The 17,253-nt window shown below is 68.9% G+C and carries 19 protein-coding genes; 8 read left to right on the top strand and 11 right to left on the bottom strand.

What is annotated here, in order from left to right:
• Positions 1–195 precede the first annotated feature (195 nt).
• The 4 genes from AB4Z46_RS01675 to AB4Z46_RS01660 all read left to right on the top strand — a co-directional run bounded on the left by AB4Z46_RS01675 (position 196) and on the right by AB4Z46_RS01660 (position 3,458).
• Complete coding sequence (locus tag AB4Z46_RS01675) at positions 196–1,080, top strand: transporter substrate-binding domain-containing protein (protein WP_442281732.1); 885 nt, start codon at positions 196–198, stop codon at positions 1,078–1,080.
• Between the two features lie 141 nt (positions 1,081–1,221).
• The gene (locus tag AB4Z46_RS01670; RefSeq protein ID WP_442281731.1) at positions 1,222–2,130 is read left to right on the top strand and encodes a dienelactone hydrolase family protein; all 909 of its coding nucleotides are present in this window, start codon (positions 1,222–1,224) and stop codon (positions 2,128–2,130) included.
• A 78-nt stretch (positions 2,131–2,208) separates the two neighbouring features.
• Positions 2,209–3,111, top strand: coding sequence for a ZIP family metal transporter (locus AB4Z46_RS01665; protein ID WP_442281730.1), 903 nt, complete (start codon positions 2,209–2,211; stop codon positions 3,109–3,111).
• Between the two features lie 113 nt (positions 3,112–3,224).
• Positions 3,225–3,458 (top strand): hypothetical protein, encoded by a 234-nt coding sequence (locus AB4Z46_RS01660; protein WP_442281729.1) that lies wholly within the window; start codon positions 3,225–3,227, stop codon positions 3,456–3,458.
• A 127-nt stretch (positions 3,459–3,585) separates the two neighbouring features.
• Here AB4Z46_RS01660 and AB4Z46_RS01655 read toward each other — a convergent pair whose 3' ends face one another.
• The gene (locus tag AB4Z46_RS01655) at positions 3,586–3,795 is read right to left on the bottom strand and encodes a dodecin (protein WP_442281728.1); all 210 of its coding nucleotides are present in this window, start codon (positions 3,793–3,795) and stop codon (positions 3,586–3,588) included.
• A 74-nt stretch (positions 3,796–3,869) separates the two neighbouring features.
• Here AB4Z46_RS01655 and AB4Z46_RS01650 point away from each other — a divergent pair, with 74 nt between their 5' ends.
• Positions 3,870–5,150: an alpha/beta hydrolase gene (locus AB4Z46_RS01650; protein ID WP_442281727.1), complete on the top strand. Its 1,281-nt coding sequence runs from the start codon at positions 3,870–3,872 to the stop codon at positions 5,148–5,150.
• 7 nt (positions 5,151–5,157) lie between these two features.
• Here the strand turns inward: AB4Z46_RS01650 and AB4Z46_RS01645 are convergent, their stop codons facing one another.
• The 7 genes from AB4Z46_RS01645 to AB4Z46_RS01615 all read right to left on the bottom strand — a co-directional run bounded on the left by AB4Z46_RS01645 (position 5,158) and on the right by AB4Z46_RS01615 (position 11,599).
• A complete protein-coding gene (locus AB4Z46_RS01645) occupies positions 5,158–5,760 on the bottom strand; it encodes a DUF3299 domain-containing protein (protein ID WP_442281726.1) in 603 nt (200 codons plus the stop codon).
• A gap of 2 nt (positions 5,761–5,762) precedes the next feature.
• A complete protein-coding gene (locus AB4Z46_RS01640; RefSeq protein ID WP_442281725.1) occupies positions 5,763–7,025 on the bottom strand; it encodes an ABC transporter permease in 1,263 nt (420 codons plus the stop codon).
• Positions 7,022–7,699: an ABC transporter ATP-binding protein gene (locus tag AB4Z46_RS01635; protein ID WP_442281882.1), complete on the bottom strand. Its 678-nt coding sequence runs from the start codon at positions 7,697–7,699 to the stop codon at positions 7,022–7,024. Before AB4Z46_RS01635 ends, AB4Z46_RS01640 begins: the two co-directional genes overlap by 4 nt.
• Positions 7,700–7,775: 76 nt before the next feature.
• A complete protein-coding gene (locus AB4Z46_RS01630) occupies positions 7,776–8,321 on the bottom strand; it encodes a DUF2796 domain-containing protein (RefSeq protein ID WP_442281724.1) in 546 nt (181 codons plus the stop codon).
• On the bottom strand, positions 8,318–9,235 hold the full coding sequence (locus AB4Z46_RS01625) for a sulfurtransferase (RefSeq protein WP_442281723.1): 918 nt from the start codon (positions 9,233–9,235) through the stop codon (positions 8,318–8,320). Before AB4Z46_RS01625 ends, AB4Z46_RS01630 begins: the two co-directional genes overlap by 4 nt.
• A gap of 149 nt (positions 9,236–9,384) precedes the next feature.
• Positions 9,385–10,317, bottom strand: a complete 933-nt coding sequence (locus AB4Z46_RS01620; RefSeq protein WP_442281722.1) for a DMT family transporter — start codon at positions 10,315–10,317, stop codon at positions 9,385–9,387.
• 97 nt (positions 10,318–10,414) lie between these two features.
• A complete protein-coding gene (locus tag AB4Z46_RS01615; protein WP_442281721.1) occupies positions 10,415–11,599 on the bottom strand; it encodes an aromatic ring-hydroxylating oxygenase subunit alpha in 1,185 nt (394 codons plus the stop codon).
• 241 nt (positions 11,600–11,840) lie between these two features.
• On the opposite strand from AB4Z46_RS01615, the gene xseB reads away from it, so the two are divergent.
• The 3 genes from xseB to dxs are packed head-to-tail and all read left to right on the top strand — an operon-like array spanning position 11,841 to position 14,876.
• Complete coding sequence (gene xseB, locus AB4Z46_RS01610) at positions 11,841–12,107, top strand: exodeoxyribonuclease VII small subunit (RefSeq protein WP_442281720.1); 267 nt, start codon at positions 11,841–11,843, stop codon at positions 12,105–12,107.
• Positions 12,104–13,015, top strand: a complete 912-nt coding sequence (locus tag AB4Z46_RS01605; RefSeq protein ID WP_442281719.1) for a polyprenyl synthetase family protein — start codon at positions 12,104–12,106, stop codon at positions 13,013–13,015. Before xseB ends, AB4Z46_RS01605 begins: the two co-directional genes overlap by 4 nt.
• 16 nt (positions 13,016–13,031) lie before the next feature.
• Positions 13,032–14,876 (top strand): 1-deoxy-D-xylulose-5-phosphate synthase, encoded by a 1,845-nt coding sequence (gene dxs, locus AB4Z46_RS01600; RefSeq protein WP_442281718.1) that lies wholly within the window; start codon positions 13,032–13,034, stop codon positions 14,874–14,876.
• Here the strand turns inward: dxs and AB4Z46_RS01595 are convergent.
• From AB4Z46_RS01595 to AB4Z46_RS01585, 3 genes are read right to left on the bottom strand one after another with little or no spacing between them, the layout of a single operon-like run.
• Positions 14,873–15,598, bottom strand: a complete 726-nt coding sequence (locus AB4Z46_RS01595; RefSeq protein ID WP_442281717.1) for an ABC transporter ATP-binding protein — start codon at positions 15,596–15,598, stop codon at positions 14,873–14,875. The two genes, dxs and AB4Z46_RS01595, sit on opposite strands and share 4 nt — an antisense overlap.
• The gene (locus tag AB4Z46_RS01590; RefSeq protein WP_442281716.1) at positions 15,595–16,392 is read right to left on the bottom strand and encodes an ABC transporter ATP-binding protein; all 798 of its coding nucleotides are present in this window, start codon (positions 16,390–16,392) and stop codon (positions 15,595–15,597) included. The genes AB4Z46_RS01595 and AB4Z46_RS01590 overlap by 4 nt, the downstream gene beginning before the upstream one ends.
• The gene (locus AB4Z46_RS01585) at positions 16,389–17,252 is read right to left on the bottom strand and encodes a branched-chain amino acid ABC transporter permease (RefSeq protein ID WP_442281715.1); all 864 of its coding nucleotides are present in this window, start codon (positions 17,250–17,252) and stop codon (positions 16,389–16,391) included. The genes AB4Z46_RS01590 and AB4Z46_RS01585 overlap by 4 nt, the downstream gene beginning before the upstream one ends.
• Position 17,253 lies beyond the last annotated feature (1 nt).

Below are 17,253 nucleotides of genomic sequence, written 5' to 3'. Positions count from 1 at the left end.
CGCTGTTTCGGATCGGTCGACTCTAGGCCGGTGCCGCCGCGCCGGGAAATGCCAAAAGAACGACGGCCCATAGCCAAAGCACATGGCATGGCCAGCCCATAACTTTTGGTCATGGGCGGCGGTGCAAAAGGAATTGTGACCGGCGCGTGAATGATTCCTACACTGCGTCACCTCCCACCAGCCGAAAGGGCTCGCATGAAACTCTCCGCAACGATGGCTGCCGTTCTCCTCGCCGTGGCCGCCACGGGCGTCCAGGCCGCCGACACCCTGGCCAAGATCGCAGAGACCGGCAAGATCACGCTGGCCTACCGCGAATCCTCCGTGCCCTTCAGCTACCTCGACGGCCCGAACAAGCCGATCGGCTTCTCGGTCGAGCTGTCCAACGCGGTGGTCGAGGCGGTCAAGAAGAAGCTCAACAAGCCCAACCTGGAGGTTGCGCTGATGCCCGTGACCTCGCAGAACCGCATTCCGCTGATCACCAACGGCACCATCGATCTCGAGTGCGGATCGACCACCAACAACACGGCGCGCGCCAAGGACGTCAGCTTCGCGATCAACCATTTCTACACCGGCACCCGGCTGCTGGTGAAGAAGTCCTCGAAGATCAAGAACTACGCCGACCTCGCGAAGAAGACCGTGGCCAGCACCACTGGCACCACCAACGCCCTGGTCATGCGCAAGTACAACGCCGAGAAGAACCTCGACATGGACATCGTGCTCGGCAAGGACCACGCCGACGCCTTCCTGCTGGTCGAAGGCGACCGCGCCGCGGCGTTCGCGATGGACGACATCCTGCTGTTCGGCCTGATCGCCAACGCCAAGAACCCGGGCGACTTCGAGGTGGTCGGCGACGCGCTGCAGGTCGAGCCCTACGGCTGCATGCTGGCCAAGGACGACCCGGCCTTCAAGAAGCTGGTGGACGACACCTTCATCGGCCTCATGAAGAGCGGCGAGTTCGAGAAGATGTACACCAAGTGGTTCATGCAGCCGATCCCGCCCCGGGGCGTGCCGCTCAATCTGCCGATGAGCCCGCAGCTGCGCGAGAACATCCAGTCGCCGAGCGACAAGCCCGCGACCTGAGGGGCAGGGCAAGCGGGCCCGCGCCCGCCGGCTGCGCGCGCGGGGCCGGCCGGTGGGCGGACCGGCCCCGATTCGCATACAGTGCGGCCTGCGCCTCGTGCGCAGCCCCTTTCCTCCGACGATTCAACAGGAGTCCGCCGCATGCCCCATCACCAGACCGGATCCGATCAGCAAGCCGAATTCGATTCGCTGCGCCCCGGCGACAGCACCGCGCACGGCGCCACGCGGCGCACCGCGCTCAAGGCCGCGATCGGCGTCGGCTATGCCGCCGCGACGCTGCCGATCGCGGCGCAGACCGTGGTCAAGACCTCGGCCGACGGCCTCGTCGCCGGGCCCGTGACGTACACGGTCAACGGCTTCGAGGTGCCGGCCTACGCAGCGGCTCCGGCGGGCAAGACCGGCCTGTCCGTGGTGCTGGTGGTGCAGGAGATCTTCGGCGTGACCGAGTACGTCGCCGACACCTGCCGCCGCTTCGCCCAGGCCGGCTACCTGGCGATCGCGCCTGAACTCTATGCGCGGCAGGGCGACCCCAAGGGCTACACCGACATTCCGAAGCTGCAGGCGGACATCGTCAGCAAGGTGCCCGACGCCCAGGTCTTGGCCGACCTCGACGGCGCGCTCAAGTACGCGGCCGCCCATGGCGGCGACGTGAGCGATGCCGCCATCACGGGCTTCTGCTGGGGCGGACGCATCGTCTGGCTCTATGCGGCGACCGGCAAGGTCAAGGCCGGCGTGGCCTGGTACGGGCGCCTGGTCGGACAAGCGAGCGAGCGGACGCCGAAGCATCCGGTCGATGTCGCTGCCGGGCTGCAGGCGCCGGTGCTGGGCCTCTATGGCGGGAAGGACCAGGGCATCCCCCTTGACACGGTTGATAAGATGAAGGCTGCCCTGACCACCGGAACCCCGGCGGCCCGGGCATCGCAGTTCGTCGTGTACCCCGAAGCGGGCCATGCCTTTCATGCCGACTACCGGCCCAGCTACGTCAAGGGAGCCGCCGAGGACGGCTGGAATCGCGCCCTGGCCTGGTTCAAAGCCAACGGCGTGGCCTAGCCGCGTCCGTCAGCCGCGTTCCGCCGAAAGCCGTCCGATGGGCGGCTTTTGTTTTTGCCTCCAAAGCGCGAAGCCGTCATGAATTTGTTAGCCATCATCGCCGCGACCCTGGTCGCGGGCATCGGAAGTGTCTGGATCGCCGCGTTGCTGCTGCGCGTGGGCGTGCGCAGCGGCGCCGGCGGCGTCAACCCGCAGCATCTGCTGAGCCTGGCGGCCGGCGCCTTGCTGGCGACCGCCTTCATGCACCTGCTGCCCGAAGCCTTCGAGAGCCGCATCGAGCCGGGGGTGCTGTTCGGGGTGCTGCTGTTCGGGCTGGTCTTCTTCTTCCTGCTCGACAAGGCCGAGCTGTGGCATCACGGGCATGAGCATCATCAGGGACACGAGCACGAGCACGAGCACGAGCACGAGCACGGCCACGCGCATCCGCACGGCCATGCGCATGAGCATGAGCATGCGCATTCGTCACGGGGTGGCGGCTGGGCGGTGCTCACCGGCGACAGTGTGCATTGCTTCGGCGACGGCATCCTGATCGCCTCGGCCTTCACCGCCGACCTGCGCCTGGGGATGGTGGCTGCGATCGCGGTGCTGGCGCACGAGGTGCCCCACCACATCGGCGACCTGGTGGTGCTGCGCCAGAGTTCGCCCAACCATCGCGCGGCCCTGGTCAAGGTGTCGCTGGCCGGCACCATGACCGCGCTCGGCGGACTGGTCGGCTGGTGGCTGGTCGACCAGCTCCATGGCTGGCTGCCCTACTTCCTGGTGCTGGCGTCCAGCAGCTTCGTCTACGTCGCCCTGGCCGACCTGATTCCGCAACTGCAGAAGCGGCTGCCCGCGCGCCAGACGGCCCTGCAGATCGCCTGGCTGGTGGCAGGGATCCTGCTGGTCACCTTGGTGAGCCGGCTCGCGCATGCCGATCACGACCATGCGCACGACGGGTCCGACCCCGACCACGCGCACGAGACCTCGGACCACAAGCACTGAACGGAGACCCGGGGCTTTCCGGGGGAGCGCTTTGCCCCTGCACCGACAAGGCTGATTCGGCAGGGCCGCCCAAGGGGGTGCATCATGCGAAGCATCAGCCAAGGAGCCCGATCATGAGCAGCGCCGACCCCCCTCTGCGTTCCGGAGAAGCCGCAGACGAACCCGAGATCGACGAGTCCGATGACGCCTTGCCCGAGGAGGAAGAGGAATTCGGTTCGTCCGAGGCCGAGGCCACGGACGAGCTCTCCGAAGAGACCGGCATCGACCTCACCGACGCCAGCGAACTCGACGCCGACAACGTGCCGGCCGACGAGGAGTTCGATCGGGTGATCCAGGCACCGGACTGACGCTCGCCCCCAGGTTGCCCCGCACTGCGTGTCGGGGCGCCCACCCCCTACCGGGGGCAACACCTGCGGCCCGGCGAAGCCGGTTCCGCGGTGTTTCACCAACGGGCCTGGCTGCGCCGGCCTTGGGTCAGCTCTCCAGGGTGAAACCGATCTTCAGAGTCACCTGCCAGTGGCCGACCTTGCCGTCGACCACGTGGCCGCGGGTCTCGGTCACCTGGAACCACTGGATGTTGCGCACCGATTCGCTGGCCTTGGCGATGGCGCGGCGCACGGCGTCGTCGCTGCTGGTCGGCGAGGAGCCGGTGAGTTCGAGAAGCTTGTAGACGTGGTCCGACATGGCGGTCTCCTTTTTGAGGACGCCATGGTGGCACGTCCGGGCGGTCTGTGGGCGGCTCCCTATACTTCCGGCGCATGCGCAACCTTGAATTCGGAATCACCAGGGCCACTTCGGTCTTCTTCACGCTGCTGACGGCGGCCCTGCTGGCCGGCTGCTATGCCCCCGTGCGCCTGATGCCCACCCCCGTGAGCTTCAGCAACGGCGACATCGATCCTTTCGAGAAGATCGGCGAGAAGCTGCAGACCACCGAGGTCCCGGTGCTGTACGCCACCAACCGGCTGGCGCTGATCGAGCATCCGGATCCCGTGCACACCATCGTGCCCACCGACGATCTGCGCATGGGCGTGGCGCACGTCCGGGTCGGCGACGAGACGCTCGACTGGGAGACCCTGCACCGGCTCTCCACCAGCGCCGATCCCGACGAGCGGCCGATCGTCCAGCTCGAGCGGCTCGAACAGTTGGCGGTGCTCAAGTCCGATGAAGAGGTGAAGAACTCACCCGAGGCGCAGGCCTTCTTCGCGCTCGTGAACAAGGCCCTGGCCGCGAGCCCCAACAGCGAACTGCTGATCTACGTGCATGGCTCCAACAACACGGTGCCGCGCGCGGCGGCCCAGGCGGCGCAGTTCCGCCACTTCACGGGGCGGCGCATGGTGGTGCTGGTCTTCATGTGGCCGTCGGCGGGTTCGATCCTGCGCTACCTGACTGACGTCAACAACGCGGCCAGCACGGTCGAGCCCTTCTCGCGGATGGTCGAGCTGCTGGCCGAGAACACCACGGCTTCGAAGATCGACGTGCTGGCCTACAGCGCCGGGGCGCAGGTCCTGAGCCCGGCGCTGGTTCGCCTGGGCACGCCGCGGCCCGGCGAGACGCGGGCCCAACTGCAGCAGCGGCTTCGGCTGGGGCAGATCTATTTCGCCGCGCCCGACATCGACACCCGTCGCTTCGTGAACGAACTGGGCGGGTACATCGACATCATCGAGCGCGTGAGCATCGCGGCCAACCTCAACGACTCGGTGCTTCGCTTCGCGGCCATCGTCGGCCGGGCCTCGCGCGCGGGCCGCCCCGACGTGACCGAGCTGGACGAGGAGCAGACCCGCTTCCTGGTGGAGGCGTCGCGCAAGCTGCGCTTCGACCTGATCCGGGTGGACCCGAAGGACATCCCCAATTTGCCTGAGAGCTCTCACGCGTTCTGGTACGACGATCCGTGGGTCAGCGGCGACATGCTGGCGCAGTTCCTGCTCAACGCACCGCCGCCGCGGCGCGGGCTCGACGAGCAGCTGACGCCCGGCGGCGCGCGCTACTGGCGGTTCCCGGCCGACTTCTACGACCGGATCTACCGGCTCTTCAGCCGCTGAAGACCGCCTACGGCTTCGGACTGCCGCTGTACTTGGTGACGCTGTCGGCCGTGACCTGGTAGCCGCTCACGCCCATCATCGAGTCGTTGCGCACGGTCTGGAGCTTGCCCGTGACCCACACCGTGTCCATGGCGCGGAACTTGGCGCCCTGCTTCGGGCGCACGTGCAGGATCTGGTTGGCCGGCGGCGGCGGCGTGTGGATGCAGGCGCCGAAGTAGGGCACCAGCAGGAACTCGGTGACTTCCCCCTTGTTCTCCTCGAGCGGCACGATAAAGCCCGGGATCTTCACCTCGACCCCGTTGAGCGCCGGGTTGGTCGGCGCGTTGTTGGAGACTTCCTGCAGCTTCATGAGCAACTCGTTGGCGCGCGGGTCGCTGTCGTCGAGCTTGCTCAGGTCGATGCCCTTGAGCTCCTTCATCGGATCCCAGTCCTTGGGCACCAGTTCTTCCCAGCTGATGAGGCGCGGCTGCCCCGGCACGGCCTTGGCCTCGGCGGCCTTGCCGCCGAGCGGCTGGGTCGGCGAGGTGGCTTGCGGCGCGGGACCGGCAGCGAGTGCGCCGCCGGCCATCGCCAAGGCGAGCAGCGTGAGAAGAAGAGGGCGCAGCGTCATGTTCATATCCTCGGTGAGAGGCCATCGGCCAGCGAGAGCCGGTAGGCCCGGATGCCCGGCAGCAGGCTGGCCAGCCATCCGGCCGCCACCAGGCTCGCGAGCAACAGCCATTCGTTCAGTGTAGGTCCGGACAGCGAGAGCGCGAGTCCGAAGTGCGATTGCAGCCAGGGCGACAACCCGGCAATGCCGAGCACCGCGAGCGCGATGCCGAGCACCACGCCCAGCAGCGTCACGATGGCGCCCTCGAGGGCCAGCAGGGCGAGCACGTGGCGCAGGCTGGCGCCGACCGCGCGCAGCACCGCCAGTTCGCGGCGCCGTTCGTTGAGGCTCGCCATCACCACCGACACCAGCCCGGCCAGGCTCACCAGCGCAACCAGCGCCGACATCAGCAGCAGCGCGTTCTCGCCGACGCCGACCACGCGCCACAGTTCGTCGAGCGCCACGCCGGGCAGGATCGCCATCAGCGGCTCGCCGGCATAGGTCGAAACCCAGCGCTGCACCGCGAACACGGCGGCCCGGTTCTTCAGGCCGACCAGCGCCGCGGTCACGGTCTTCGGCGTGAGGTCGAACTTGCGCACCTGCTCGGCCGGGATCCTGAGGCCGGGCATCGGCGCGCCGCCCATCCATTCGAGATGGATCGCCTCCATCGCCTCGAGCCCGATGTGCACCGTGCGGTCGACCGGCGTGCCGGTGCGCGCGAGCACGCCCACCACCGTGAACGGCTTGTCGGCATGCTCGGAGACGTTGAGCTCGCCGCTGCCGTGCGCCAGCGTGATCTTCTGGCCGATGTGGTAGCCAAGCGCATCGGCGACCTCGGCGCCGACCACCGCGTCGAACAGCTCGGCGAAGGGCTTGCCCTCGCGCAGCGCGAGCGGCTGGCGGTTGCCGAAGCGGAAGTGCTCGAAGTAGGCGGGGGTGGTCGCCAGCACCGAGAAGCCGCGGTGCGAGTCGCCGAGCGACAGCGGCACCACCCAGTCGACGCCCGGGTGCGCGGCCAGCGCCTGCACGCTCTTCCACTGCATGTTGTTGGTGGCCGCGCCGATGCGGAACACCGAATACAGCAGCAGTTGGGTCGAGCCGGTGCGGGCGCCCACGATCAGGTCGGTGCCCGAGACGGACGAGGAGAAGTTCTGGCGCAGCTCGGTGCGGATGCGCTCGACGCCGAGCAGCAGGAAGGTCGCGAGCGCGATCGACAGCACGGTGAGCGCGAGCGTGAATCGGCGGTTCCAGGCGCTGCGCCAGGCGATCCCCAGCAGGGCGCTCATTCGAGCCCCCCCGCCTGCCGATTGATCTCGGGCAACAGCACGTGGCGCGAGAAGCGCCCGGCGATGCGCTGGTCGTGGCTCACGAAGACCAGCGCGCTGCGGTTCGCCTCGCAGGCCGCGAGCAGCACGTCGAGAAAGGCTTCGCGCCGGTCCTCGTCGAGCGCCGAGGTGGGCTCGTCGGCGATCACGACTTCGGGGTGCCCGATCAGCGCGCGCGCGGCGGCCACGCGCTGCTGCTGGCCGACCGACAGATGCATGGCCTGGCGCTGCCACAGGCCGGCGTCCAGGCCCATGCGGCCGAGCAGGTCCCGGGCCTGCGCGCGGGCCGAGCCGTCGCCCGAGGCCCGTGCCATGCGCCGGCCCGAGAAGCGGCAGGGCAGCAGGACGTTGTCGAGCACGCTCAGGTAGGGCAGCAGGTTGAACTGCTGAAAGATGTAGCCCACGTGCGCAACCCGGGCGCGGTCGCGCGCGGCGCCCGAGAGCCGGGCCCAGTCGTGGCCGAGGAGCTTGACCTGGCCGGCGTCGGCGATCAGCACGCCGGCCAGCAGCGACAGCAGCGTGCTCTTGCCGCAGCCGCTCGGGCCATGCAGGAACACGGCCTCGCCGGCATCGACCTCGAAGCGCTCGATGTCGATGCAGGGCCGCTCGGCGCCGGGCCAGCCGAAGCGCAGCATCTGCGCCGAAAGGACGAGGCTCACCGGAGAACCTTCGCGCGGCGGCGCTTCGGCGCTCGCCTTCGGAGCGGCAGGATCACTTGCTCCAGGCGAGCCGCGTGGCCGGCCGCTTCAGCGTGCGCTTGAACTGGCCCTGCGGTGCGGCGATCTGTGCCTCGATCTGGCGCGGGCCCTTGAAGGCCGCGAACAGGTCGATGTCGATGAACTTGGCGGCCGCTGCATTGGTGCAGTTGAAGGCGAAACTGCCATCGAGGTCGGCGTGGCCTTCGCCGGCTCCTTCCTCGCCCTTGCCCAGACCCAGCGCCGCGGAACGCAGCGTCACCGGGCCCAGCTTGCAGTTGGCGCTGGGGTCGATCTTGAAGAGCTCGCCGGCCGCGCGGAGCTGCGCGACGGCTTCCTCGGCCGTCTTCTTCTCGGCCTCGGTGCGGGGCGCGCGCTCGAAGCCGACGAAGTTGTCGAGCGGGGACTCCATCTCGATGACGATGGCCGGGCCCTCGATCACGACGTTGAGCCTGATCTGGCCATGGACATGGGCGGCCGGGGTCTGGGCCGGTGCGGCGAAGGGTGTCGCCAGGAAGGCGGTGAGGGCGAAAGTCAGGAGTGGTCGTCGGGACAGTGTCATGCTTGGGCGCCTTGCCGGGTCGGCAGCCCCGGCGTGTTGCTCCATTCGCTCCAGCTGCCGGCATAGAGCGCGGTCGGCCCGAGGCCCGCGATCTGCATGGCGAGCAGGTTGGGCACGGCGCTCACGCCGCTGCCGCACTGGTGGACGACCGTCGCGGGATCCCGGCCCGCCAACAGGCTTTCGAACTCGGCGCGCAACTGCGCGGCCGGCTTGAACTTGCCGTCGGGGCCGAAGTTCTCGGTGAAGGGCCGGTTCACGGCCCCCGGGATGTGACCCGCGATCGGGTCCAGAGGTTCCACCTCGCCGCGATATCTTGCGCCGGCGCGGGCGTCGACCAGCGTCTGGCCGGCCTGCTCGAGCCGCGCCGCCACGGTTTGCGTGTCGACCAGCTTCAGCAGCGGCTCGCCGGCCACGAAGTTCGACTGGAAGTGCGCGGGTTCCTCGCGGTTCGTGACCTCGCCGCCGGCCGCCTGCCAGGCCGGGAGCCCGCCGTCGAGCACGGCCACGGCGTCGTGGCCCATCCACTTGAGCATCCACCAGAGCCGGCCGCAGTAGTTGGCGCCGTTGCGGTCGTACACCACCGCCTGCATGCCGTTGGCAAAACCGACGCTGGAAAGCCAGGCCGCGAAGCGCTCGCGGCTCGGCAGCGGATGGCGGCCGCCCGAAGCCGGCGGACCGTCGTCGCGCGCCACCACCACGCCGTGCGCGCCGGGCACGCCGTGCTTGGCGCTGAGGTCGGTGTCGAGGTTGGCATAGACGGCGCCCGGAATGTGGGCCGCGCGGTACAGCTGCGGGCCGGCGTCGGGCTTCATCAGCTCGAAGCTGCAGTCGAACACCATCGAGGCCGTGCCGCTGGCCAGCAAGGTCTTCAGTTGCTCGGCGGAAATCAAGGTAGTGAATGAAGGGTTGTGCATCATGGCCTCGACAAGAATCAGATTGTCCAACGGTATTCGGGCCCTCTGCCTGTTCGTGAAACAGCGCGGAACCGGCTTTGCAGGGCCGCTGCTGTTGCCCCGGCAGGGGGTAGGCGCCCGACACGAAGTGCGGGCAACCTGGGGGGAGCTTAATGCTCTTCGGCCGGGGCCTTGGGCAACGAGCGCTGGCGCAGCACGGTGGCGGCGATACCGCTGGCCACGATCAGCGCCATGCCGGCCCAGCCCGAGGCGTCGATGCGGTCGCCGAACAGCAGCACACTGTAAATCGCGGCGAAGACGATGCCGGAGTATTGGAGATTGGCGACCACCAGCGTACCGCTTTCGGTCTTGGCGCTGGCGTAGGCGCGTGTCATGCAGAGCTGCCCCAGCGCCGCCAGCACGCCGACCGGCAGCAGCCACAGCGCATGGCTCCAGGTCCAGCTGGCCCAGGGGGTGGGGCCGTCCAGCAGCGTGCCCAGGCCGCCCGCGACGGCCGAGCCGACCGCGAAATAGAACACCGTGCGCGCCTCGGGTTCGCCGAGCCGCGACAGCGCCACCACCTGCATGTAGGCAAAGGCGGCCGTGAGGCCCGACAGCAGGCCCAGGAGTCCGGCGAAGCCCTGGTTGTCTCCCACCGTGGGCTTGAGCATCAGGACGACGCCGCCGAAGCCGGCCAGCACCGTGAGCACCAGCGGGCCCTGCAGCGGCGGCCGCGGCAGGCTGCCGTCACGGCCCGGCGTCGGCACCCAGGCGAGCAGGGCGCCGCCGACCAGGAAGGCCGCGATCCAGACGCTGCTCATGTAGTTGAGCGTCATCGCGGTGGCCAGGGGCATGTGGGCGATGGCATAGAACCAGGCGCCCAGCGACACGACGCCGATCAGGCTGCGCCAGGCGTGCATGCCGGGATAGCGCGTGCCCAGCGTGACGCCGCGGCTGCGCGCCAGCACCCAGAGGAACACGATGCCGATCAGGCCGCGATAGAACACCAGCTCGGCGCTGGAGAACCAGGCCGAGGCGTATTTCACGCACACGCCCATGGTGGCGAAGATCAGTGCGCCCAGCACCATCCAGAGCGCTTGCATCAGGCGCTGAGCCCCAGCCTCGCCCACTTCGTGTGGCTCGGGCACCCCCTTCCAGGGGGCAACACCCGCGGCCCGGCAGAGCCGGTTCCGTGGTGTGTCACGAACGGGCCTGGCTGCGCCGGCCGAACGAAGTGGGCAAGCCTGGGGGGGAGCTCATTTCTCGGCGGTACCACTCGTGGAACTGCTGCATGCCGTCTTCCATCGGGCTCTGGTAGGGGCCGCTCTCGTCGTCGCCGCGCAGCATCAGCGCGCGGCGGCCGGCGTCCATGCGCTCGGCGATCTCGTCGTCCTCGACGCAGGTCTCCATGTAGGCGGCCTGCTGGGCTTCGACGAACTCGCGTTCGAAGGCGACGATTTCCTCGGGGTAGAAGAACTCGACCATGTTGAGCGTCTTCTGCGGGCCGACCGGATGCAGCGTCGAGACCGTGAGCACGTGCGGATACCACTCGACCATCACATGCGGGTAGTAGCTGAGCCAGATCGCGCCGTACCGGGGCGGGTGACCGTTGCGGTACTTCAGCAACTGCTCTTGCCAGCGCTGGTAGACCGGACTGCCGGCGCGGCCCAGCCGGTTGGCCACGCCCACGGTCTGGACCGAGAAATGGTGGCCGAACTCCCAGCGCAGGTCGTCGCAGGTGACGAAGCTGCCCAGCCCCGGGTGGAACGGGCCGACGTGGTAGTCCTCGAGGTAGACCTCGATGAAGGTCTTCCAGTTGTAGTTGCACTCGTGCAGCTCGACGCGGTCGAAGGCGTAGCCGTCGAAATCGAGGTCGAGGCGGGGACCGATCTTGCCGAGGTCGGCGGCGACGTCGCGTCCGCGGCCATTGGCGTTCTGCTCGAACAGCAGCCCGTTCCACTCGTTCAGCGGGTAGTTGTGCAGGTTGAGGCAGGGATCCTGCTCGAAGTGCGGCGCGCCGATCAGGGTGCCGGTGGTGCGCTTGTCGGCGGCCGCGTAGGTCCAGCGGTGCAGCGGACACACGATGTTGCCGCCTGCCTGGGCGTCGAGCTGGCCGCGACCTTGCAGGATCAGGGCCTGGCGATGGCGGCAGACGTTCGAGATCAGCTCCACCCCCTTGGGCGTGTGCACCAGGGCGCGCCCCTGCTGCTCCTGGGGCAGCGTGTGAAAGCTGCCGGGCTCGGGCACCGCCAGGCGGTGGCCGACGTAGCGGGGCCCGTCGGCGAACAGCGTTTGCAGCTCGCGGGCATAGAGCGCCTCGTCGAAGTACGCGGAAACCGGAAGTTGGCTCGAGGCCTGCTGCAGTTGAAGACTTAAATCAGACATGGGTGACCTGACCAAGCTCCCCACAGGGAGAGAGAAATGGAACGGAAGGCTGCCGTCGAAAGAGCAGACGGCCCGAAGGGAGGGCGCCGGCAGGGCCGGCTTTTGGGAGAGGGGGATTGTACCCTCGGCGACCCCATTGCCTGACCTTCGCGGTGCCCACTGCGGTGAGCGCTCGCCTGGGGCGGCCGGCGCTGCGCTCTGCCCCCGCCCTAAAATGGCGCGTTTCACGCCAAACTCCTGAATGCCAAAGGTGCCATCCCCCCCATCGGCCGCCGTGCCTGCCTCGCCCGACACCGGTGCCCTGCCCGCGAGCTACGAAGCCGGGCTCCAGGAACTCGAACAACTCGTGACCGAACTCGAATCCGGCCAGTTGCCGCTCGACCAGTTGCTCGGCAGCTACCAGCGTGGCGCCGTGCTGCTCGCGTTCTGCCGCGAGCGCCTGCAGGCGGTCGAGGACCAGATCAAGGTGCTCGACGCAGGCAGCCTCAAGGCCTGGGCCGCCGAATGAGCGGCGCCCTGCGTTGGGACGCGGCGCGCCTGGCCGCCTGGAGCGAGCCGCATCTGACGCGCGTCGAAGCCGCGCTGTCGCAATGGGTCGGCGTCGACGCCCCGGCGCAGCTGGGCGACGCCATGCGCTACGCGGTGCTCGACGGCGGCAAGCGGCTGCGGCCCCTGCTGGTGTTCGCGGCCAGCGAGGCGGTGAGCGGCCGGCCTCCGGCCGCCTTGCGCGCGGCCTGTGCGGTCGAACTGATCCACGCCTATTCGCTGGTGCACGACGACTTGCCGTGCATGGACAACGACGTGCTGCGCCGCGGCAAGCCGACGGTGCATGTCAAGTTCGGCGAGGCCGGTGCACTGCTGGCCGGCGATGCCCTGCAGGCGCTGGCCTTCGAACTGCTCACGCCCGCCGGCGACGAGGTGGCGCCCGCGGTGCAGGCCCAGCTTTGCCGCCTGCTGGCCGGCGCTGCCGGCAGCCAGGGCATGGCGGGCGGCCAGGCGATCGACCTCGCCAGCGTCGGCCTGGCGCTCGATGAGGCCCAACTGCGCGAAATGCACCGGCTGAAGACCGGCGCGCTGCTGCAGGGCAGCGTCGAGATGGGCGCAGCCTGCGGCGATGCGCCATCGCTCGCGTCGCTGGCCGCGTTGCGTGACTACGGCGCAGCGCTGGGGCTGGCGTTCCAGGTGGTCGACGACATCCTGGACGTGATCGCGGATTCGGAAACCCTCGGCAAGACCGCCGGCAAGGATGCCGCGAGCGACAAGCCCACCTATGTGTCGCTGCTGGGCCTGGAAGGCGCCCGCGCGCAGGCCCGCGCGCTGCTGGACCAGGCGCTCGCCGCACTCGATCGCAGCGGCCTGGCGGACACCGGCGCGCTGCGCGCGCTGGCCCACATGGTCGTGGATCGCGACAGATAACAACAAGACACTCCCCATGGCTCCGCTGCTTCCCACCCTCCACGATCCTTCCGCGCTGCGCCAGTTCGACCGTGCGCAGCTCAAGCAACTGGCCGACGAGGTGCGCACCTGCGTGCTCGACAACGTCTCGCGCACCGGCGGCCACCTGAGCTCCAACCTCGGCACGGTCGAGCTCACGGTCGCGCTGCACCATGTCTTCAACACGCCGCACGACCGGCTGGTGTGGGACGTGGGCCACCAGACCTATCCGCACAAGATCCTCACCGGCCGGCGCGAGCGCATGCCGACCTTGCGCCAGCTCGGCGGCATCTCGGGCTTTCCGCAGCGCAGCGAGAGCGAGTACGACACCTTCGGCACGGCGCATTCGTCGACCAGCATCTCGGCCGCGCTCGGCATGGCGATGGCCGCCAAGCAGAAGGGCGAAGACCGCCATTCGGTGGCGATCATCGGCGACGGCGCGCTGACCGCCGGCATGGCCTTCGAGGCGCTCAACAACGCGGGCGTCTGCGACTGCAAGCTGCTGGTGATCCTGAACGACAACGACATGTCGATCAGCCCGCCGGTCGGCGCGCTCAACCGCTATCTGGCGCAGCTCATGAGCGGCAACTTCTACGCCGCCGCGAAGAACGTCGGCAAGACCGTGCTGCGCGCCGCGCCACCGCTGTTCGAGCTGGCCAAGCGCTTCGAGCAGCATGCCAAGGGCATGGTGGTCCCGGCCACCCTGTTCGAGCAGTTCGGCTTCAACTACGTCGGCCCGATCGACGGCCACGACCTCGACTCGCTGGTGCCCACGCTCGAGAATCTCAAGCACCTGGACGGCCCGCAGTTCCTGCACGTGGTCACCAAGAAGGGCCAGGGCTACAAGCTGGCGGAGGCCGACCCGGTGGCCTACCACGGGCCTTCCAAGTTCGATCCGGCGGTCGGCCTGGTCAAGCCCGCGACCGCGCCCAAGCAGACCTTCACGCAGGTCTTCGGCAGCTGGTTGTGCGACACGGCGGCGCAGGATGGCCGGCTGGTCGGCATCACGCCCGCGATGCGCGAAGGCTCGGGGCTGGTCGAGTTCGAGCAGCGCTTCCCCGGCCGCTACTACGACGTCGGCATCGCCGAGCAGCATGCCGTCACCTTCGCCGCCGGCCTGGCCTGCGAGGGGCTCAAGCCGGTGGTGGCGATCTATTCCACCTTCCTGCAGCGCGCCTACGACCAGCTGATCCACGACGTCGCGATCCAGAACCTGCCGGTGGTGTTCGCGCTCGACCGCGCCGGCCTGGTCGGGGCCGACGGTGCGACGCACGCGGGCGCCTACGACATCCCGTTCCTGCGCTGCATCCCGAACATGAGCGTGGCCTGCCCGGCCGACGAGGCCGAATGCCGGCAACTGCTGACGACGGCCTATGCGCAGAACCATCCGGTGGCGGTGCGCTACCCGCGTGGCGCGGGTGCCGGCGTCACGCCGCATCTCACGCTCGACGCCTTGCCGTTCGGCAAGGGCGAGCTCCGTCGCGAAGGCAAGCGCATCGCGGTCCTGGCCTTCGGCACCTTGCTCTATCCGGCGCTGCAGGCGGCCGAGGCGCTCGACGCCACGGTGGTCAACATGCGCTGGGCCAAGCCGCTGGACGTCGAACTGCTACTGAAGGTGGCGGGCACGCACGACGCGATCGTCACCCTCGAAGAGGGCGCGATCATGGGCGGTGCCGGCAGCGCGGTGCTCGAAGCGCTGCAGGCCGCGGGCGTGCAGAAGCCGGTGCTGCAGCTGGGGCTGCCGGACCGCTTCATCGAGCATGGGGATCCGGCCAAGCTGCTGGCCGGGATCGGGCTCGATGCGGCGGGGATCGAGCAGTCGATCCGCGCCAGGTTCGCCTAGCCCCCCAGGTACGCGTCCTGCACCTTCGGATTGCCGAGCAGTTCGCGTCCGCTGCCTTCCAGCACGATCTTGCCGGTCTCGAGCACGTAGGCGCGGTCGGCGATCTTGAGCGCCTGGCGCACGTTCTGCTCGACCAGGAACACGGTCAGCCCGGCCTTGTTGATCTCGCGCAGCGTGCGGAAGATGTCCTGCACGATGATGGGCGCCAGCCCCATCGAGGGCTCGTCGAGCAGCAGCACGCGCGGCTTCGCCATCAGTGCGCGGCCGATCGCCAGCATCTGCTGCTCGCCGCCCGAGAGATTGCCGGCCAGCCCGTCGGCACGTTCCTTGAGCCGCGGGAACAGCGCGTAGACATGGTCGAGGTCGGCGGCGCGCTGCGCCCGGCTGTCGCGCCGGGTGTAGGCGCCGAGCTCGAGGTTCTCGCGCACGGTCAGCGTGGTCAGCGTGGCGCGGCCCTCGGCCACCTGCACCATGCCGGAGGCGACGATCTTGTGCGGCGACAGCGCGCTCAGGTCCTGGCCGCCGAGCAGCACGCGGCCGGCCGCCTTCGCCACCAGCCCCGACAGCGCCAGCAGCGTGGTCGACTTGCCCGCGCCGTTGGCGCCCACCAGGGTGGTGATCTGGCCCTCGTGCAGTTCGAAATCGATGCCCTTGACGGCCTCGATGTGGCCGTAGGAGACCTTCAGGCCCTCGACCTTGAGCAGGGGGGAAGACGCGCTCATGCCGCTGCTCCCTCGTTGCTCGCTTCGTCCTCTTCGCGGCCCAGGTAGGCCTCGATCACCTGCGGATCGTTGCGGATCTGGTCCGGGCCGCCGCGCGCGATGATGCGGCCGAAGTTCAGCACGGCGATGTGCTCGCACAAGCCCATCACGAAGCGCATGTCGTGTTCGATCATGAAAATGGTGTAGCCACGGCCGCTGATGTTGCGGATCTCGTGCATCAGGTCGGTCTTCTCGCTGCTGTTCATGCCGGCCACCGGCTCGTCGAGCAGCAGCAGCTTCGGTTCGGTGGCGAGCGCGCGCGCGAGTTCGAGCTTGCGCTGGTCACCGTAGGACAGGTTGTCCGCGGTGTCCCCGGCCTTGTGGTCGAGCTTGACCCACGAGAGCAGTTCGCGCGCACGGTCGCGGGCGCGCTTCTCCTCGCTGCGGAACAGGCCCGACGAAGCGAGCAAGCCGAAGCCGCCATAGCGCAGCTTGGCGTGCATGCCGACCATCACGTTCTCGAGCAGCGACATCTCCTTGAAGATGCGGATGTTCTGGAAGGTGCGCGCGATGCCTCCGCGCGTGATGTCGTGCGGCTTCATGCCGGCGAGGTCGCGGCCTTCGAAGCGGATCGTGCCGCCGGTGGTCGGCAAGAGGCCGGTGGTGAGGTTGAAGACCGTGGTCTTGCCGGCGCCGTTGGGGCCGATCAGGCCGAAGATGCCGCCCTGCGGCACCTCGAGGTTCACGTCCTGGAGGACCTTGAGCCCGCCGAAATGGCGCGAGACGCCGTCGAGTTGGAGAAGAGGCGTGCTCATGCCGCAACCCCCTTGCGCCCGAACCATTGCCGGAAGCGCGCCGGGTCCCAGATGCCCTTGGGCAGGAACAGCACGATCAGCACCAGGATCACGCCGTTCACCACGAGACGGAAGTCGCCGAAGGCGCGCAGCGCCTCGGGCAGGATGGTGAGGATCACGCCACCGAGCACCGGGCCGGTCAGGCCGTTGATGCCGCCCAGCACGGTCATCGTGAGGATGTCGACGCCGCGGTCGAAGCCGAACTCGTTCGGGCCGATGAAGAAGGTCTGGTGGGCGTTGAGCACGCCGGCCAGGCCCGCGATCGCGCCGCCGAGCACGAAGGCCAGCATCTTGTGGGCGCCGACGTCGATGCCCATCAGGCCGGCGGCCGTCTCGTCCTCCTTGATGGCTTCGAAGGCGCGGCCGACCTTGGAGCGGCGCATCCGCCACAGGCCCATCAGCACCAGCACCAGCGCCAGCCCGACGTGCCACCACTGGGTGACGGGCGGGATGCCGTTGAGGCCCAGCGCGCCGCCGGTCAGCGACTCGGCGTTGAGCACCACGATGCGCACCACTTCGCCGAAGGCCAGCGTGGCCATCGCCAGGTAGACGCCCGAGAGCCGCAGCGTGGGCTTGCCGATCACGAAGGCGGTGAGCGCCGGCGCCGCGATGCCGGCCGCGATCGCGACCGGGAAGGGCACGCCGTAGGTCATCGTGAGGATCGCCGAGGTGTAGGCGCCGATGCCCATGAAGGCGGCGTTGGCCATGGCCAGCATGCCGCACGAAAGGGTGAGCCAGATCGACAGCGCCAGCAGGGCATTGGTGCCCAGCGTGAGCACCAGGTTGCTGTAGACCGACCAGAAATTGTTGAGTGCGTCCATG

This window comes from Variovorax sp. M-6, assembly GCF_052114385.1.
Classification (GTDB): Bacteria; Pseudomonadota; Gammaproteobacteria; order Burkholderiales; family Burkholderiaceae_C; genus Variovorax.
The sequence above is the reverse complement of the archived record's forward strand: the minus strand, read 5'-3'. Positions and strand labels throughout refer to the sequence as shown.

Excerpts from the sequence above, each read along its gene's own strand:
- AB4Z46_RS01645 (WP_442281726.1), bottom strand. The coding sequence starts at position 5,760 with ATGACGCTGCGCCCTCTTCTTCTCACGCTGCTCGCCTTGGCGATGGCC.
- AB4Z46_RS01640 (WP_442281725.1), bottom strand. The coding sequence starts at position 7,025 with ATGAGCGCCCTGCTGGGGATCGCCTGGCGCAGCGCCTGGAACCGCCGA.
- AB4Z46_RS01675 (WP_442281732.1), top strand. The coding sequence starts at position 196 with ATGAAACTCTCCGCAACGATGGCTGCCGTTCTCCTCGCCGTGGCCGCC.
- AB4Z46_RS01650 (WP_442281727.1), top strand. The coding sequence starts at position 3,870 with ATGCGCAACCTTGAATTCGGAATCACCAGGGCCACTTCGGTCTTCTTC.
- AB4Z46_RS01635 (WP_442281882.1), bottom strand. The coding sequence starts at position 7,699 with ATGCTGCGCTTCGGCTGGCCCGGCGCCGAGCGGCCCTGCATCGACATC.
- AB4Z46_RS01585 (WP_442281715.1), bottom strand. The coding sequence starts at position 17,252 with ATGGACGCACTCAACAATTTCTGGTCGGTCTACAGCAACCTGGTGCTC.
- AB4Z46_RS01625 (WP_442281723.1), bottom strand. The coding sequence starts at position 9,235 with ATGCACAACCCTTCATTCACTACCTTGATTTCCGCCGAGCAACTGAAG.
- AB4Z46_RS01595 (WP_442281717.1), bottom strand. The coding sequence starts at position 15,598 with ATGAGCGCGTCTTCCCCCCTGCTCAAGGTCGAGGGCCTGAAGGTCTCC.
- dxs (WP_442281718.1), top strand. The coding sequence starts at position 13,032 with ATGGCTCCGCTGCTTCCCACCCTCCACGATCCTTCCGCGCTGCGCCAG.
- AB4Z46_RS01590 (WP_442281716.1), bottom strand. The coding sequence starts at position 16,392 with ATGAGCACGCCTCTTCTCCAACTCGACGGCGTCTCGCGCCATTTCGGC.
- xseB (WP_442281720.1), top strand. The coding sequence starts at position 11,841 with ATGCCAAAGGTGCCATCCCCCCCATCGGCCGCCGTGCCTGCCTCGCCC.
- AB4Z46_RS01655 (WP_442281728.1), bottom strand. The coding sequence starts at position 3,795 with ATGTCGGACCACGTCTACAAGCTTCTCGAACTCACCGGCTCCTCGCCG.
- AB4Z46_RS01670 (WP_442281731.1), top strand. The coding sequence starts at position 1,222 with ATGCCCCATCACCAGACCGGATCCGATCAGCAAGCCGAATTCGATTCG.
- AB4Z46_RS01630 (WP_442281724.1), bottom strand. The coding sequence starts at position 8,321 with ATGACACTGTCCCGACGACCACTCCTGACTTTCGCCCTCACCGCCTTC.
- AB4Z46_RS01665 (WP_442281730.1), top strand. The coding sequence starts at position 2,209 with ATGAATTTGTTAGCCATCATCGCCGCGACCCTGGTCGCGGGCATCGGA.
- AB4Z46_RS01605 (WP_442281719.1), top strand. The coding sequence starts at position 12,104 with ATGAGCGGCGCCCTGCGTTGGGACGCGGCGCGCCTGGCCGCCTGGAGC.
- AB4Z46_RS01660 (WP_442281729.1), top strand. The coding sequence starts at position 3,225 with ATGAGCAGCGCCGACCCCCCTCTGCGTTCCGGAGAAGCCGCAGACGAA.
- AB4Z46_RS01620 (WP_442281722.1), bottom strand. The coding sequence starts at position 10,317 with ATGCAAGCGCTCTGGATGGTGCTGGGCGCACTGATCTTCGCCACCATG.
- AB4Z46_RS01615 (WP_442281721.1), bottom strand. The coding sequence starts at position 11,599 with ATGTCTGATTTAAGTCTTCAACTGCAGCAGGCCTCGAGCCAACTTCCG.